The organism is Faecalibacterium sp. PGM34 (assembly GCF_054456555.1).
This window is the reverse complement of the sequence record NZ_CM136898.1, coordinates 2069179-2083916: the sequence shown is the minus strand read 5'-3', so window position 1 is coordinate 2083916 and position 14738 is coordinate 2069179. Positions and strand designations below refer to the sequence as shown.

Below are 14738 nucleotides of genomic sequence, written 5' to 3'. Positions count from 1 at the left end.
GTGGATCAGGACTTCCGCGATGCAGTCGTGAGCATCATCGACCAGTACATGAGGGATAATATCCACACCTCGGCACCTGCTAAGGTCGGTAACGTGTCCGAAAACTTCACTGCTGAATTAACGCCGGATTTGAAAGTAACGACCGATGATGATAGGGAAGTACCCTACCCTAAAATTTCGGGCACGGCCATCCTGATGCCTACCGGAGCAGGCGGCACAATCGGGTTTGCATTTCCTGTGCATTCCGGGGATGGATGTGTGGCTATTTTCGGAGAGGGCGGCTCTGGAACAGACTTGAAGTGGGACTTATCCAATGCAACCTTGCTTCCGGGCTTGCCTGCATCGTCTAGCGAGCAGGTTAAGCGTGCCGGCAGTGAGGACGCAGCAGTTGTTTTTGCGCCGACTGCGACCATTACCGTCAAGAAAGACAGCATCGAACTAAAGAAGAAAGATACTGTTGTCACGATGAAAGATGACTCTGTCACTGTAAAAAGGGGAGCGTCGGAAATCAAGGTGACCAACGGGAGCATTAAGTCGAAAAACGGAGGCACTTCGGTTGAGAAACTTCCTGCAAGTGTGAAAATTACCACAGCGACCGTTGATGTGACTGGCAATGTGAAAATAAAAGGAAATGTTCAGGTTCAGGGCAATGTGGATATTTCTGGAACGCTGACACTTGGCGGCATCGTGATGAATACGCATACTCATGCGGGTGTGCACGGGTTGACAGGAGGGCCGCAGTAATGGCATTGAAAGACCTTGCGCTTGCGGCTGATGGAGATTTGTTCATCAACGAAACCGGCGATTTTGAAATCATCGATGCCGTTCGGCAGGGTGTGCAAATTCGTCTGCGCTGGATAAAAGGAGAATGGGTGTTCAATACCGCTATGGGCACGCCTTACTTTGAAACAATCCTTGTGAAGGTTCCGAATCGAGCCTTAATCGAGAAGGCCCTGCGAGACCAAATCCTCGCCGTTGATGGCGTAACAGGGGTGGGCACCATCAACCTTATAAAGGATGCAAAGGCTAGAACGCTCCGAGCGTCTTTTACCGCGACCACCACTGAAGGAGAAATAGAAAGCGAGGTGGAACTGTCCCATGTCGGACTACGGAGTGACAGATAAGGGCTTTCAAATGCGCCGACTGGATGAAATTTACACCGACATCTGCAAAAGGTTTAAAGACGAGGTTGGAGTTGACCCATCGGAGAACCCACAAAGCGTGATGAACGTCCTGTTTACAATTTTTGCGGATGCCCCGGCGGAACTCTGGGAGGCTTATGCTGCTGCATATCAGCAGCTTTTCCCCAATACGGCCTGCGGCGTTGCGTTAGATAACGTGATGCAGGTGGGCGGGGTGAGCCGCATTGGACAGGCCAAAACTAAGTATTTTATCTCTTGTACTGGCCAAGAGGGAACGGTCATTCCGGTTGGTGCTTTGATTCAGTCGAGCAGCCGACCGCAACGTACTTTTCAGGCGGTCAGCGCATCCATAATCTCCAGCGCAAACTGGAGAAAGCTGGCGATTCGTCCGATTGAAAGCATTGCAGGAACCTTTACGTTTGATTTTGGCGTTTCTCGCAATGCGACCAGTGGAGAAGTTGGAACCTATGCAGAAAGTTCCAGCATCACAAAGAAAATGACCGTGTCCTCGTATGACGATGCGTACTCGCAGATGCTTGCGGCCGTTCAGTCCTTTGATTCCTTGGGAAAGTTCGGCATCACTGTTTCGGACGAAACTGACGATCAAGGAGAGCATTCGATCGTTTTGACTGCATCGGGCGCTGCTGACAGCTTTTCGGCAACGTTGTGCAAGTACATTACGGTTACGGAAGTGACCAGCAATATCCAGTTTGAAAGCGCGGAATATGGTAGCTATGTGCTGGCTGATGGTGTTATCACACAGATTGTTACTACCGTGGACGGTTGGACAGCCTGCACCAATGATATCACGCCGATTAAGGGTCGGCTGACCCAGACGGATGCCGAAGCCAGAACAAGTTATACAAACCGAGTCGCAAGCCGCGGCACCGGCACGGTTGCGAGCATCGTTTCGCTTTTATACAGCGATGTGGAGGGCGTGACCTTTGCGGCTGGATACGAAAATTACAATGATACGACCGATGCGGCGGGCAGACCACCGCACAGCATTGAAATTGTGGTTCAGGGCGGCACTGACGAAGACGTGGCCAATATCATCTGGAAGAACAAGGCGGGTGGCATCCGTGCATACGGAAAGCATTATGCTTACGCTACCGATGTCAACGGCAATCGGCAGTATTTGGAATTCACTCGCGTGAATGACGTTTATCTACTGCTTTCTATTACTGTTACGAGTTCTGGCGGACTGGACGATGATTATGCAGCGAGAATCAAATCTTTGCTGATGGAGGAGAATCTTTCGGCGGGTGCAACGATTCGTTTGCAAAAATTCATTCGTCCCATTATGGAGAACGTGTCCGGTGTTGATTATATCGAAATCCGGGGCTTGCTGAGCGAAAAGCCTGAAATTGAGACGGTTGTCGATAGCTCTATGCTGACCGGCATAGTACCAGTTCAAATCAATCAGCAGCCCATCATTAGCATGAGCGGCATCCGGGTGGTGAAAGCATGATTGACGCTTACAAGGAAATGTTTGGTAAGCTGCCAATGCAGTTTCAGCTGGAATCCTTTGAAGAAAGCAAACTGGGTGATTATATCTGCGACACCGTAGACGATCTGAAGAATCTGCCTGAAGATTGTGAGATGGGTAGCATCGCCAGAATTATTGCCCCGCCTGCAATCTATCGAAAGAATTCGGACGGAAAATGGATTTTACAGTTTTCCAGCAAGGGGGTGTCCTGATGGGTTATGAAGTCCTAAAAGAAATGCCTCTCAGCGTTGAAAAAATGTCAAATCTGGACGGTATTATTTGGGCTGTTGCGCCGGAGTACGAGAATGCCTCTTTGTTCCTTGGGGGTCTGGAAAATCTGAACGATTTTGATAGGTGCACGGGCGTTTGGCTTGATCGGCTTGGACAACTAGTCTGTCTGACCCGTCAGCAGGCTGGAGCGATGATTGGAAGCCGAGAACTTGCAGACGATGATGATATTTATCGCGTCTGCCTGAAGTATAAGGCTTTTGTCAATTCCTGCCGCTGTACTCCGGATGAAATCATCGAAGCAACCAAAATTATTTTCGGTGCAACACAGGTGGTTTATAGCGAACGACGAGACACGCCGGCAACAATCTTTCTTTCGATTTCAGCACCGTTTTCCGATATGGTCATGTCTATTTTAGGAACGCATGACCTTATTGTGCGTCCTGCGGGCGTAAAGGTTCGCGTGGACTGCTCGACAGAGGATGCGGAAACCTTTGGCTTTGTGGATCTCAATCCGCGAGTTGCAGGTTTCGGCGAAGGAAAGTTTGCACAGTCCATCAATTAACTGGGGGTGATTTATTATGGCAGAAGGTCGCGCCGGGGCGCTTGAAGATTATGCAACTGTGGCGTTTTCGATGTCTGGCGTGAAGCAAGACATTTCGCTGGAGGATTGGAAGGGCGGCTGGGCTTCTATTGTCGGTAGTCTGAACGGAAAACCAACAAGCCAGCAGTTCAACATGGTCACGTATATTTTGAGTGCCTTGCTGAATCAGGCTGTTTCTGACCTGTCTACTGTCAAGAGAACGGCAAACAGTGCAATGCCTAAGAGCGATTTTACGGCGAAGCAGATTGTGTCCCTGCTGGCAGCATACGGGCTGATGAAAGGCTGCGATGCCGATACGGTTGATGGTAAGCACTCGAATGCTTTCGCACCATCTACGCATGAGCATTCGGCAAGCCAGATCACGAGCGGAAACCTTCCAATTGAACGCGGCGGTACGGGTTCTGGCACCGCCGCTGATGCCTGCAAAAACCTTGGCGCAATGCGCAATGCAGGCGGCACTTTCACCGGAACGGTATATTTTGCAAACGGCACGGCACATTATGTGACATCCGCAGGTGATGCACACTTTAAGTCTTTGGCGGTGTCGGGCGATATTTCCGCGCAGCGTGTCTACGATGCAGTCTACAACGACTATGCGGAGCTCATGCCGCGTGGCGAGCAGACCGAACCCGGCGATATTATCGCTCTGGATACTGGAAGCCAGACAGAACGGTATATCAAGGCAACGAACCTATCTGGCCGTATCGCAGGCATCCACACGGATGAGTACGCTATGCTCATTGGTGGAAATAAAGTGGCTGAAGGGCAGGATTTCCTTGAGGAAAACCTGCCCGATTTTATTCCGGTGTCCTTAGCAGGACGTGTTCACACGAAAGTGGTTGGACCTGTCCATACGGGCGATTACATCGTTCTGTCCAGCACGCCCGGCGTTGGACGAGCTATTGCTCCGTGTGAGTCTTACCCTGCAAACAAAATCGTTGGATACGCCTGCGAGGGCGATGACAGAACGGATCTGCGGCTTGTGAAGGTGAGAGTAGGTGGTGTGTGATGGCTCAAAGAAGCACAAAGGTTTACTCGGCCGACTACACAGAACTTAAAAAACAGCTGGACGCTGAACTTAACCGGCGCGGAAAAAGCGAGGGAACAGGGCAAGGCCAGAGCGTTGGAAGTATGGCAGCTTATATAAATTCTTTTTCTGTCACCCCTGCGGCTGGTAAGCAAATCGCCAATGAGCACATCCGGAAAATTACGCAGCCCATCTCTGCGATTACTGGAAGCGCCATCATGCCTGAAAATGGCTCCAAGGTTGCTGCAGATGCGCTTACTCGGGCAGCTGCGCTGCTTAGTCAACTGAGCGCAATTTCCGAAACTGCCACGTCCAGCGGATGCGCTGGAGCTTGCTCCGGGCTCTGCACAACGGGCTGCTACTCTGCTTGCTTCAGCTGTACCGGGTCGTGCTCTGGAGGCTGCACCGGCTCATGCACAAAGAGTTGTGCCAATGATTGCACCGGCTCTTGCACCGGCTCTTGCGTAAGCACTTGTACGGGATCCTGCGCTGGTTCCTGTGCAAAATCGTGTGCAGACGACTGTTCCAGCACTTGCAAAGGCAGTTGCACTGGTGGATGTACTGGCAGTTGCAAAACCACCTGCGTTCAGACGTGCGCAAACGACTGTGGCGGAAGCTGTACAGGAACGTGTACTGGAACGTGCACTGGAAGCTGCACAGGAGGATGCACAGGAGGATGCAACACAACGTGCACACAGTCCTGCGCAAATAGCTGTTCGTCCGGCTGTAAGGGGTCTTGCTCAGGAGGGTGCGAAGGGTCTTGTGATGGGTGTTCCTCAACCTGCTCCGGCGGATGCAGCGCAACTTGCAAAGATAACTGTGACTCGCAGTGCGTGTCGTCCTGCAAGGCGAACTGTGGAGGCAACTGCGGCGGAACGTGCCAGTTTTCCTGTGTCGTAAGTTGCGGAAAATCTTGTGATAACACATGCAACAGTACTTGCGGCACCACCTGCGGAGAATACTGCAAGACGTCTTGTGATACATCCTGTACCGGATGCACGGCAACGTGTGCGGACGATTGTACCGGAAGCTGCAAAAACGGGTGTGGAGGAAACTGCACCGGCGTTCTTTTGTGGTATTGATATACGAGGAGAAAAAATGGAAACTACAGTTCATTATGCAATAAACGCAGATTCAAGCACTGAAGCGTCGTACCTCCGCAATCTGCCACTTATCAAGCTGCTCCAGCAGGAGCCGGTAGATGTGGAAGACTGGGGAGTACTCCTTTCAGCGGCGCCAAACGGAGAAGACAAGCTGTTCTGGTGCCTTGGCTATATTGGCGCTCTTTGCGCCCTTGACGCTACCGACTTTGACAGCTGGTTCATCTACTGCCTTACGGTCGTGGAATCGGCCCTTAATGCTTGCGAAATCAAGAGCGCTCCTGACGAGCGCAAGAACTTGCTCGCACTTGGGCTGGCTGCAAGAACCTTCAATTTTTCGGCAAATCCTGTCACAAAGCAGATGAAGTGCGGGGACACGTTGCGCAGCGTCTCTGAGTATTCTTGCTCCGAGGATGCAGACATCTTCGCTATGTGGTACGTCCTGCGCACACTTACCGAATACTTGCGCTTGGACTTCAACAACAACCTTCGCGCTCTTACCTCTGCACTTGGAGCAATGAACAAAATCCGCGCACGCTACACTCAGATCGCAGAAAGACTTCCCAAGATGGACGCTTGCTGAGAAAGGAGCAAACTGTGAAAGTTATCGCGCTGAAACCAGAAGAAAGCGAAACCTTGGAAAGGGCTTTCTATGAAGCGGACTCTTACGAGAGGCTTATTTCCGTTCTTGGCCGGCATCTGAATGCAGAAGCGAGCGCCGACGCTAAAGATATCATCATGCACTATGCGGAACCGTGTCGCGCATCTCAGATGAAGCTTAAGATGGTGCAAGACGAGATCATTTCTCGCCATACAGAGCCTGACGATAACGTCAAAAGATTCTGGTTCGATATCGCCCGAGGGGAGGTACATCTCCTTGACCCGTAAAAGACATGAAGACTACTCTAACATGGTACAACGGTTATACGCGGGCGATGATATTTCTGTAAATCACGCGCTCTGCAGAAATATCACCTTTCAAGTAACAAGCGGATGCAATCTGCGGTGTTCGTACTGCTATGAGCACCACAAAGGCGCCGAGCGCATGAGTATCGAAACGGGTCGAAAGATCGTAGACTATCTGCTCGATCTGTATGAGCGGGATGATTCCGACTTCATCAACCACAACACCAGAGCCGTTGTTCTTGATTTCATCGGTGGTGAGCCCCTGCTCGAAGCTGAACTCATTGAGCACATCTGCGACTATTGGCTTTCGGAGTGCTACCGCAGGTCCATCCCGCTTGCCCCATTTACCAGAATATCCTTTGCAACCAACGGTAAGCTCTGGTTTAGTCCGGAAGCTCGGCACCTTTTTGATAAGTACCACGAAATGATGTCTGTGACCATCAGCATTGATGGCGTTCAAGAACTTCACGATAAGTACAGAGTGGACGAGCACGGAATCGGTAGTTTTTCTCTGGCATGGAGCGCTTTTCAGGATGCGAAGCACAGATTTGGCTGGCTGAACTCAAAAATGACCTTTGTACCCGGGTCTTTCCGGTATATCGCAGATAGCATCAAGTTGATGCTGGACGAAGGATGCACCGATATTGCGTGCAACTACGCATACGAGCCAGTCTATACGCCAGAGGACGGAAAGCTGCTTTACGAGCAGATGAAGACTGTTTCTGACTACATCGTTTCCAAGCAGCTTGACGTTTCCATCACCATGTTAGATAGCATCCTCGGTGGTAAAACCACAAGCGACACCAATTTTTGCGGCGGAACGGGAGCGATGATGTCATTCGCTCCTGATGGATCTGCGTATCCCTGCATCCGGTATGCACCTATCAGTATTGGCGAGGAAAAGTCGAAGAAAGTTCGCTTCGGCAGCGTCTATGACGGTCTGTATACCACTGATGCCCAACGCAAAGCAAAAGCAGAACTTGATGCGATCACCCTCACATCGCAGTCTGAGCAGAAGTGCATTGACTGCCCTGTATCTGCCGGCTGTGGCTGGTGCTCCGGCTTGAACTACGAGATGTACGGAACGGCAAACCGCCGATTTACGGGCATCTGCTGGGCTCATAAAGCCCGTGTGCTCGCAAGTGCATACTATCACAACCGACGGTACATTGAAATAGGGGATTGCCTTCCCATCAAGGCTGAACTGCCAAAAGATGACGCTCTCGAGATTCTTCCCGCTGCCGACTATGAAGAGTTTCTTAAAATCGAAAGAGCAGCCCTTCTGAAATTCGCTGATGAAAACGGAATCAGCTGAAAGGAGAATGTATGGCGATTCTGATTGCGAGTACCTTGCTGGAAACTGAGACCGAAGCGTGGTACTCATTCTATGTGGACACGATGGAAGATGTCAAAGGACTGCCTACGAGCAAAAGCACAGGTTCATCGTACAAGGTCAAGAAATTCGCAAAGCCGGCCAGTCAGGCATACTGCATCGAAATGGCAGCGCAGTACGTTTTGGATGGAGCTGATGAATGGCGGTTGCTCTACGCGATCCGCGATGATGTGGCAGATGCAATTTTGAAAAACGTCGAAGAAATCAAGCGGCTGGTAGCCAATACCAGCGCTTCAGAGCAGGCCGCAGCACAGAGTGCATCTGCCGCGAATGCCAGTGCAATCGCGGCCAGTAAGTCCGAAAGAATCTCCACGGAAAATGCGTCTTCTGCGGCGGCAAGCGAGCGTGCATCGAGGGATAGCGCGGCAGACGCTCGAACATCCGAAGGAAATGCGCTGAACTACATGAACCGGACAGCGGACATTGCCAATCAGGTGGCGGGATCGGCGGCGTCTATCAATTTTGCATTCGGACCGGATGCCGATGGCCGTTTCTCCTTTTTTGTCCGCAGGAGCAGTTAAAATCACGGATTCCGTGATTTTCTAACAAAAATCAGATTTACAGATGTTGCATGGCTATAATCTGGAAAGGAGTTTCTATGTTCAAAGTTATGCAGCAGTATGGCACCGCAGCCCAGCCGGCCACGGTGTACTACTGCGACGATGAAGCAGATCTGCAGAATATCAAATCTGCACCGATGGGGGCGCAAGCACTGGTTATCCACACAGGCAATATCTACATAGCCGATTCTACCGGGAAGTTCTACCCGATGTAAGGATGGTGGCGTATGATTGATATTTTGACCTACGCAATCGCTCGCAGGAAATCAGCAGCAAAATTGGATGAACTATATAGTCAGACAAAAGCTGTTGCGGATGCGGCGAAAGATAGTGCAGAGACCAGCAAGGCCGCTGCCGAGACATCGAAGGATCTGCTGAACAAGACGACAGCTGCGGCCCAGCAGGCTGCGGCAAGCGCTGCTTCTGCAAGCTATGCACTTGGCCCAGACGAGAGCGGCCGACTGTCGTTTTTCATCAAGAAAAGCACCTAAAAGGGGGTATAAGAAATGGGTGACACATGGGAACTTATCAATCATCCTATGAGCGATGAAACCGGTCTGGAACTGGCCGCTCAGATGAAACGCCAAAATGACATTTTGGCAGGCATTGCTGCCGGTACTGCCGGCGCAGAATTCGTGGATGCAACATTCCGCGGTCTGCTGGATGGCAAAAATACCACAGAAATCTTCTGGAGCTGGTGGCCGCTGTCTGCCGGTGATGGCGTGACGAAGTATCAGCGCCTGGAACGCTTTGCGAAAATGCTCGCAGAGAGCGCTCGCAGCAAAACCTACACCGTTCGCTTCTACAGTGATGATGTGAGTGGTGATTACACCGGCACCCCGCTGGATGATCTGGCAGACGGGCGTGAATCGGCTCCGCTTCTGACTGACACCAGCCCGGAAACCGCAGACTGGTCGGAAGAGGATCCTTTCACATGGTACATTCGCGCCAATGCGCTGTCCTTGGAAGATGGCACGATGAACGTGCTGGCAGTTGAGGGTGAAACCGGGTTTGATCTTTCCGGCGAAACCGCACCCGTTTACTGCTTCGCTCTGTCCTTGATGCTGAAGGAGTGGGAGGATGGCGCCTACATCTATAACAGCTGGCGCACCTTCTCCGGTGGCGGTTATGAACCTATGGCTGGTGATGTAGCCCCGGATAAGAGCCGCCGGTGGCTGACATGGCATCCTGCGTTCTACGGCGGAAAGAATTCGCGCGGCGGCATGACAAGCGGCGCTGGGCTTCCTCCGATGCCGTGGACAAGCGCTAATTCGGCTATTCCTATGGCCCGCAAGATCACAGCATATGATGCCCTGTGGACGGACTGCGACCAGCAGTATGTTCTGGCCCAATGGCGGTTGCGCCATTGGACGCTGAGCAACAGCGGCAAGCTGGAGGGCTGCACTGCCTATAATTACCAGTACAGCCCTGCTGTGGCGGAAACTGGAGTAAAGCGAGTGCTCGTGACGAAAGCGCAGGGGGCAAATTTCCTCGTGGGCTCTGCTGTTTGCATGGGTGAGCGTGGCGAGAATACGGGAACGGACCGCAACACGGACTATAATCACAATATTTTCAACTGGGCCAAGATTTCCAGCATTACCAATGTGACCGTGAACGATACCGAGTATGTGGCTCTGAACCTTGAGCTGGATGCTCCTATTGACACCACAACCACAATGCTGGTGTCTACTATGCCGTGGGAATCTGGTACAACGGAGTGCGTGCAGGGCCACAGCGATGGATGCCGCGGCAGCTTGACAAACGGAAAATATCCGTACCGCGTGGCCGGAATTGAGATGCAGATTGGTGCCTACATCGAACAGCTTGACCCCCTGTGGAGGGCCAGTATCTTGGATGATGACCACTGGCATTATGATGTGTTCTCCTGCCGCAGCGGAGAGAAGCAGATTGGCTCTATCTCCGGCGATTATGAGCAGGTCGGTTCCTTTGACCTGAACGACAAAGCCACCTGGTCATGGCATTTCGTTCGCAAGATGGGAAAGCTGGTCGCCGAAGCCATGATGTATGAGAAGTTCGGTGGTAGCGGCTCTACGTATGTCCGGGCTGCGTTTGGTTCGCCCGGTTCGGCTGGCCTGTGCGCCCCGTGGCGCGGTGGCAACCTTGGTGACGGTGCTGCCTGCGGCCTGCCTTGCGCGGGTGGCGGCGATTCCCCGGCGAGCTCGACCTGGCACGGCGTGCCCCGGCTTGCTGGCTCGGGCAAAAAGAGAGGGTGAATATGTGCCGTAGGCACATAGAGGGGGTGTAACCCCCTAATCCCCGTTCACGTTTCCCAGCTTGCGCCGATGGTTTACCATCGGCGCAAGCCGATTATTTTATGGAGCAATGAAGCGGCGTGTGGCTGCGTTTAATTCGCCCAGTTCGGCTGGCCTGTACGCCCCGTGGCGCGGTGGCAACCTTGATGACGGTGCTAACTGCGGCCTGCCTTGCGCGAATGGCAACAATTCCCCGGCGAACTCGAACTGGAACGGCGTGCCCCGGAATGCTGATGATAAATAGCCCTCAAAAGGGCATAAGCGTTTCATTGCGCCTGTGGCTTGACCACTAAGATCATGTTATACCGACACCATGCAGCTGAGCGTTTCGAGATATACGGACGCATTGGTGAGAGCGTGGCCGCAGTTTTTGGGACTGCGTGGCGGTGAGTAGTAGAAATCCGTTTTGCCTGATTTAAGGCCAGAAGCGGCAACCGAAATCCGTTGAACATCAGCAAGTTTGGAGGCTTTAAGGATATGAAAACAAAGAGGTACTTGTCGCTCAATCATGAAATGTGCGAGCGTGCTGTCCTTGAAGCTTTTGATAAGAAATGGTTCCGCCGGGATTACCTCGCTACGGTGGAAAAATATGGAGGTGTAAGCCGTTCACAACTATCGAGCGCCGCCCGCGTAAACGACTGGAACCCGCGTTTAGAAGCCGTAAATGGGATTGCTCTTGAAATGGAGCAACGGATAGAAGATTTGTTGGACGGAGAAACAGACGACCTTGATCTTGACCCTGTGAGCGTGTTCTACAGAATTGATGGAATCAGCATGAAACGGCGGGAACTGTCTAACTGCTGTCCAATGCACCAAGCTTTTGGGCATTTGGCGGTACTTGGACTTCGCCCGTTGCTTCAGGCAAAACTGTTGCCGTATCAATTTGCCAGCATTCCCGGCAAGGGACAAATCGCTTTGAAACGTCAAGTCGAGCGTTGGCTTCGCAGAAAAAGTCTTGGCATACAGTATGCAATAAAGCTGGATGTGCAGGGGGCATACGCCCACACAAAACAGGAACTTGTGATGAAGATCCTGCAGAAAGAAATCCCGGGAGCAACATGGCTTCTGGCTGTTGTCAAATGTCTTTTAGCAATGGCTCCGGGTGAGGGATTGCTTATCGGCGGCTATCTTGAAGCGTGGCTTTTTAACCTTGTTGCCAGCTATATGCTGGTCAAGGTCATGAGTTATGCTAAGGTTCGCCGTGGAGCATCCACGCGATTCGTGACCCGCAGCGGTAGCTATATGGATGACCTTGTTTTGTTTGGCCGACGATGGGCTGACATACAGAGTGCAGCCCGAAAATTGACTAAGTGGGCACTGACCGAACTGGGATTGACAATAAAAAACGAGTGGGTTCGTGTGGACTTTCTTAGCGCCGCCGAAGAGCATCAACGCAGACACCTAACGGGAGCGGCAAAAGGATGCCCGGGTTTGGATATGGCTGGCTATGTGATGCACCGTACCTACACCACGATACGCCCCAGAATTTTTCTGAGGGCTCGGCGGCAGTACATTCGAGCCAAGGCTGATGTTTCACGAAATGGATATGTGCCGGTCTGGCGGTCATACAAGCTGGTCAGCTATAACGGCTATTTTGACTGGACAAAATCTCGTGCAATCAGCGAAGCCCTAAAACAGAAAAAGCTGTTCACGGCCGCAAAAGTAGCAATCCGCGTAACGACACAAAGAAATGCAATGAAGAAAGTGAGGATAGCAGCATGATTTTTACCGAGAACCTTGACCATAATCCGCAGGCGGTAACACTGGAAAAACTGCCGGACGGTACGGCTTGGCTGTACCTGCGTAAGGATGCTCATGAGGTACGAACCGAGGCTCCCGAAGGAGAGCAGGGCGGTACTTCGTGGGAGTGCACCACGGCTCTTTGCAAGTTGGGTTCCGATTATGCAGAGGAAACCGTGGAAAGTATCACGGCGGCGGCTGATGATTGGTGGGTCTATGCAGAAGCATGGACGACCGCTGATGAAGCTGCGCCCTCTCTGGAAGAGCGTGTGAGCGTGCTGGAAACTCTGTTTATGGGAGGTGAGCTGTAATGGGCAAGGAACAGTTTTATCGCACTATGTACCGCATGAAGAAGATCACCGCTGCAGGCGTGTGGGAAAAGGTTGACGAGGGCGAGTTGACCAAGGCGCAGGCCTTGTGTATCTGCGGTCCGCGACCGAAGGAATCCTGATGGAAGGTGCTTTTATTTGAGCCGAGAACAAAAGCTCGAAGTTCTGTTAGCATCGGCGGTTCATCTTCTGGATTGCTGGGAGGACATTTCAGCTGAAACAGGAGAAGAGCCTGAAAATTATGGTGAGCAGAGAGCAATCCTGCAAGCCGAATACGATGCTATAAAGTGTTGAGAGAAGCCGTGCTGATGGTCAGCGCGGCTTTTTTTGTTTGGAATAGAGGTGGATTTTTTGATTTCTCCGTATAAGGGCACTTTCAGAGTGTCGCAGGCATACCGAAACCTGCGAGCAAACGGTACATATCACCAAGGATATGATCTCGTGGGCATTGGAGACAAAAGCATCTATTGCCCGGTTTACGGTACGGTTATTCGTGCTGGATGGGAGTGTGCGACGCTTCCGAAGAAAGGCTTTGGCCAGCGTGTTGTGGTTCGTATCGGCAGCACTGCCTACTATATGTATTTTGGGCATCTGTCCAAAATCAACGTGGCCGTCGGGCAGAAGCTGAAACCGGGAGATCTGATTGGTGTTGAGGGCAGCACCGGCCACAGCACCGGAAGCCACCTGCATTGGGAAATTCGCATCAACGATATTTCTACTGGGTATGTATCGGTGCATCAGTACGCAGGCATCCCGAATGTGGCAGGCTCTACTGCATACACGTCCAACTGGGTCGCAGAACTTTTCGGACCCAGCAACCTGAAAAAGTCCACCAGCGGCTTCCCGCAGCGCTTGTACAATTCGGTGCTGCAGGGTGCACTGGGAATCGACAAGGACGGTATCTTCGGGGCGAATACCGAAAAAACGGTCAAGGAGTTCCAGAGTGCTCACGGTCTGACAGTTGATGGCATTGCTGGAGCAAAGACAAAGGTGGCTCTCGCTAAGCAGCTTTGAGAGAAAGGGGTTATAATCTATGAGCGTTATGAATATTGTTACCGCCTGTATCGTGATTCTGATTATGGCAGTTCTGTCCGTCGTGGCGATTCGCTTCGGCTATAAGGCGCTTCTGATCGAGTGGGCAATCGATGCTATCTCCAAAGCGGAGAAGGAGTTCGTTGGTACCAAACTGGGCGAGGCACGCCTTGCGGTTGTTGTGTCTTGGCTGCGCGAAAAGGTGCCTGCACCGATTCGCTTCCTTGTGACGGACGACTTAATTCGCAAAGCAGTCCAGACATCGTTTAACGCTGCAAAGTCTGGGCTGGAGGTGCTGAAGAATGCTTAAGCGGCTTGTGGATTGGCTCTTGGATCGTCTTCCTGTAACGAGATGGATCGAATTGCTGACACAGCCGGAGGACTGAAAGGAGGATGTAGGTGCTTGCAGGGACAGCTGAAACAGTCACTGTCGCCGTTCCGGCGTGGCTTTTAGCGGTAGTTGCTTTTCTTGGAACACTTCTGGGTGGAGCGATTAGTTTTGCTGTGAATCAAATCCTTATTAAGGGAGCTGCTGATCGTGCCGCAAAGAAACGCGAAAAGGACGATGAACAGCGCCGAGAACGGTATATTTTGCAGATGGACAGCCGAAAGGCTACATTTGACCTGCTATCCTGCATTTGTGCCGGCATTGAGCGAATGGAGACCGAAACGGGTCAGATTTATTGGAATGGAGAACTGAAAAGAAGCCTTGCACATCTGGAAGGTGTGGATGAGCGATATAGGGAATCCGACCAACGCCAGCTTGCCGACCTGAATACTCGGAGCAAATGATTACACCCCCGTTACCCATCAGACTATAAGTCGAAGTGGGTAACGGGGGTGTTTTTTGCTTTTTTATGATAAAAAATAACAAGATTCGTGATAATCTAACATTTTCCTGACTTTTCCAGTGGA

Annotated in this window: 19 protein-coding genes; all 19 read left to right on the top strand. The window is 51.7% G+C overall.

Features of this window, described 5'->3' with window-relative positions; all coding sequences use genetic code 11:
* The 19 genes from ACXPUX_RS09810 (at position 1) to ACXPUX_RS09720 (ending at position 14615) form a co-directional block, all read left to right on the top strand.
* Positions 1–744 (top strand): Gp138 family membrane-puncturing spike protein, encoded by a 744-nt coding sequence (locus ACXPUX_RS09810; protein ID WP_458828143.1) that lies wholly within the window; start codon positions 1–3, stop codon positions 742–744.
* On the top strand, positions 744–1124 hold the full coding sequence (locus ACXPUX_RS09805) for a hypothetical protein (RefSeq protein WP_458828142.1): 381 nt from the start codon (positions 744–746) through the stop codon (positions 1122–1124). Before ACXPUX_RS09810 ends, ACXPUX_RS09805 begins: the two co-directional genes overlap by 1 nt.
* A complete protein-coding gene (locus ACXPUX_RS09800; RefSeq protein WP_458828141.1) occupies positions 1099–2613 on the top strand; it encodes a hypothetical protein in 1515 nt (504 codons plus the stop codon). The genes ACXPUX_RS09805 and ACXPUX_RS09800 overlap by 26 nt, the downstream gene beginning before the upstream one ends.
* A complete protein-coding gene (locus tag ACXPUX_RS09795; RefSeq protein WP_458828140.1) occupies positions 2610–2843 on the top strand; it encodes a C1 domain-containing protein in 234 nt (77 codons plus the stop codon). Before ACXPUX_RS09800 ends, ACXPUX_RS09795 begins: the two co-directional genes overlap by 4 nt.
* Positions 2843–3424, top strand: coding sequence for a DUF2612 domain-containing protein (locus tag ACXPUX_RS09790; RefSeq protein ID WP_458828138.1), 582 nt, complete (start codon positions 2843–2845; stop codon positions 3422–3424). The genes ACXPUX_RS09795 and ACXPUX_RS09790 overlap by 1 nt, the downstream gene beginning before the upstream one ends.
* 16 nt (positions 3425–3440) lie before the next feature.
* The gene (locus tag ACXPUX_RS09785; protein WP_458828137.1) at positions 3441–4472 is read left to right on the top strand and encodes a hypothetical protein; all 1032 of its coding nucleotides are present in this window, start codon (positions 3441–3443) and stop codon (positions 4470–4472) included.
* 1116 nt (positions 4473–5588) lie between these two features.
* Positions 5589–6173 carry a hypothetical protein gene (locus ACXPUX_RS09780; RefSeq protein ID WP_458828136.1) on the top strand — a complete coding sequence of 195 codons (585 nt, stop codon included), beginning with the start codon at positions 5589–5591 and terminating at the stop codon, positions 6171–6173.
* Between the two features lie 14 nt (positions 6174–6187).
* The gene (locus ACXPUX_RS09775) at positions 6188–6478 is read left to right on the top strand and encodes a hypothetical protein (RefSeq protein ID WP_458828135.1); all 291 of its coding nucleotides are present in this window, start codon (positions 6188–6190) and stop codon (positions 6476–6478) included.
* A gap of 22 nt (positions 6479–6500) precedes the next feature.
* Positions 6501–7811 (top strand): radical SAM protein, encoded by a 1311-nt coding sequence (locus ACXPUX_RS09770; RefSeq protein ID WP_458831222.1) that lies wholly within the window; start codon positions 6501–6503, stop codon positions 7809–7811.
* 11 nt (positions 7812–7822) lie between these two features.
* Positions 7823–8410 carry a hypothetical protein gene (locus tag ACXPUX_RS09765; RefSeq protein WP_349150511.1) on the top strand — a complete coding sequence of 196 codons (588 nt, stop codon included), beginning with the start codon at positions 7823–7825 and terminating at the stop codon, positions 8408–8410.
* 77 nt (positions 8411–8487) lie between these two features.
* Entirely contained in the window at positions 8488–8664 is a 177-nt protein-coding gene (locus ACXPUX_RS09760; RefSeq protein ID WP_022257309.1) for a hypothetical protein, read from the top strand.
* Between the two features lie 12 nt (positions 8665–8676).
* The gene (locus ACXPUX_RS09755; RefSeq protein ID WP_022257308.1) at positions 8677–8940 is read left to right on the top strand and encodes a hypothetical protein; all 264 of its coding nucleotides are present in this window, start codon (positions 8677–8679) and stop codon (positions 8938–8940) included.
* 15 nt (positions 8941–8955) lie between these two features.
* Positions 8956–10683 (top strand): hypothetical protein, encoded by a 1728-nt coding sequence (locus ACXPUX_RS09750; protein ID WP_458828134.1) that lies wholly within the window; start codon positions 8956–8958, stop codon positions 10681–10683.
* A 516-nt stretch (positions 10684–11199) separates the two neighbouring features.
* Positions 11200–12444: an RNA-dependent RNA polymerase family protein gene (locus ACXPUX_RS09745; RefSeq protein ID WP_458828133.1), complete on the top strand. Its 1245-nt coding sequence runs from the start codon at positions 11200–11202 to the stop codon at positions 12442–12444.
* Positions 12441–12773 (top strand): hypothetical protein, encoded by a 333-nt coding sequence (locus ACXPUX_RS09740; protein WP_022257305.1) that lies wholly within the window; start codon positions 12441–12443, stop codon positions 12771–12773. The genes ACXPUX_RS09745 and ACXPUX_RS09740 overlap by 4 nt, the downstream gene beginning before the upstream one ends.
* Positions 12773–12913 (top strand): hypothetical protein, encoded by a 141-nt coding sequence (locus ACXPUX_RS09735; protein ID WP_458828132.1) that lies wholly within the window; start codon positions 12773–12775, stop codon positions 12911–12913. The genes ACXPUX_RS09740 and ACXPUX_RS09735 overlap by 1 nt, the downstream gene beginning before the upstream one ends.
* Before the next feature lie 220 nt (positions 12914–13133).
* Positions 13134–13805 (top strand): peptidoglycan DD-metalloendopeptidase family protein, encoded by a 672-nt coding sequence (locus ACXPUX_RS09730; RefSeq protein ID WP_458828131.1) that lies wholly within the window; start codon positions 13134–13136, stop codon positions 13803–13805.
* A 19-nt stretch (positions 13806–13824) separates the two neighbouring features.
* Positions 13825–14133: a hypothetical protein gene (locus ACXPUX_RS09725; protein WP_112089921.1), complete on the top strand. Its 309-nt coding sequence runs from the start codon at positions 13825–13827 to the stop codon at positions 14131–14133.
* Between the two features lie 89 nt (positions 14134–14222).
* Complete coding sequence (locus ACXPUX_RS09720) at positions 14223–14615, top strand: hypothetical protein (RefSeq protein WP_458828130.1); 393 nt, start codon at positions 14223–14225, stop codon at positions 14613–14615.
* Positions 14616–14738: the final 123 nt, after the last annotated feature.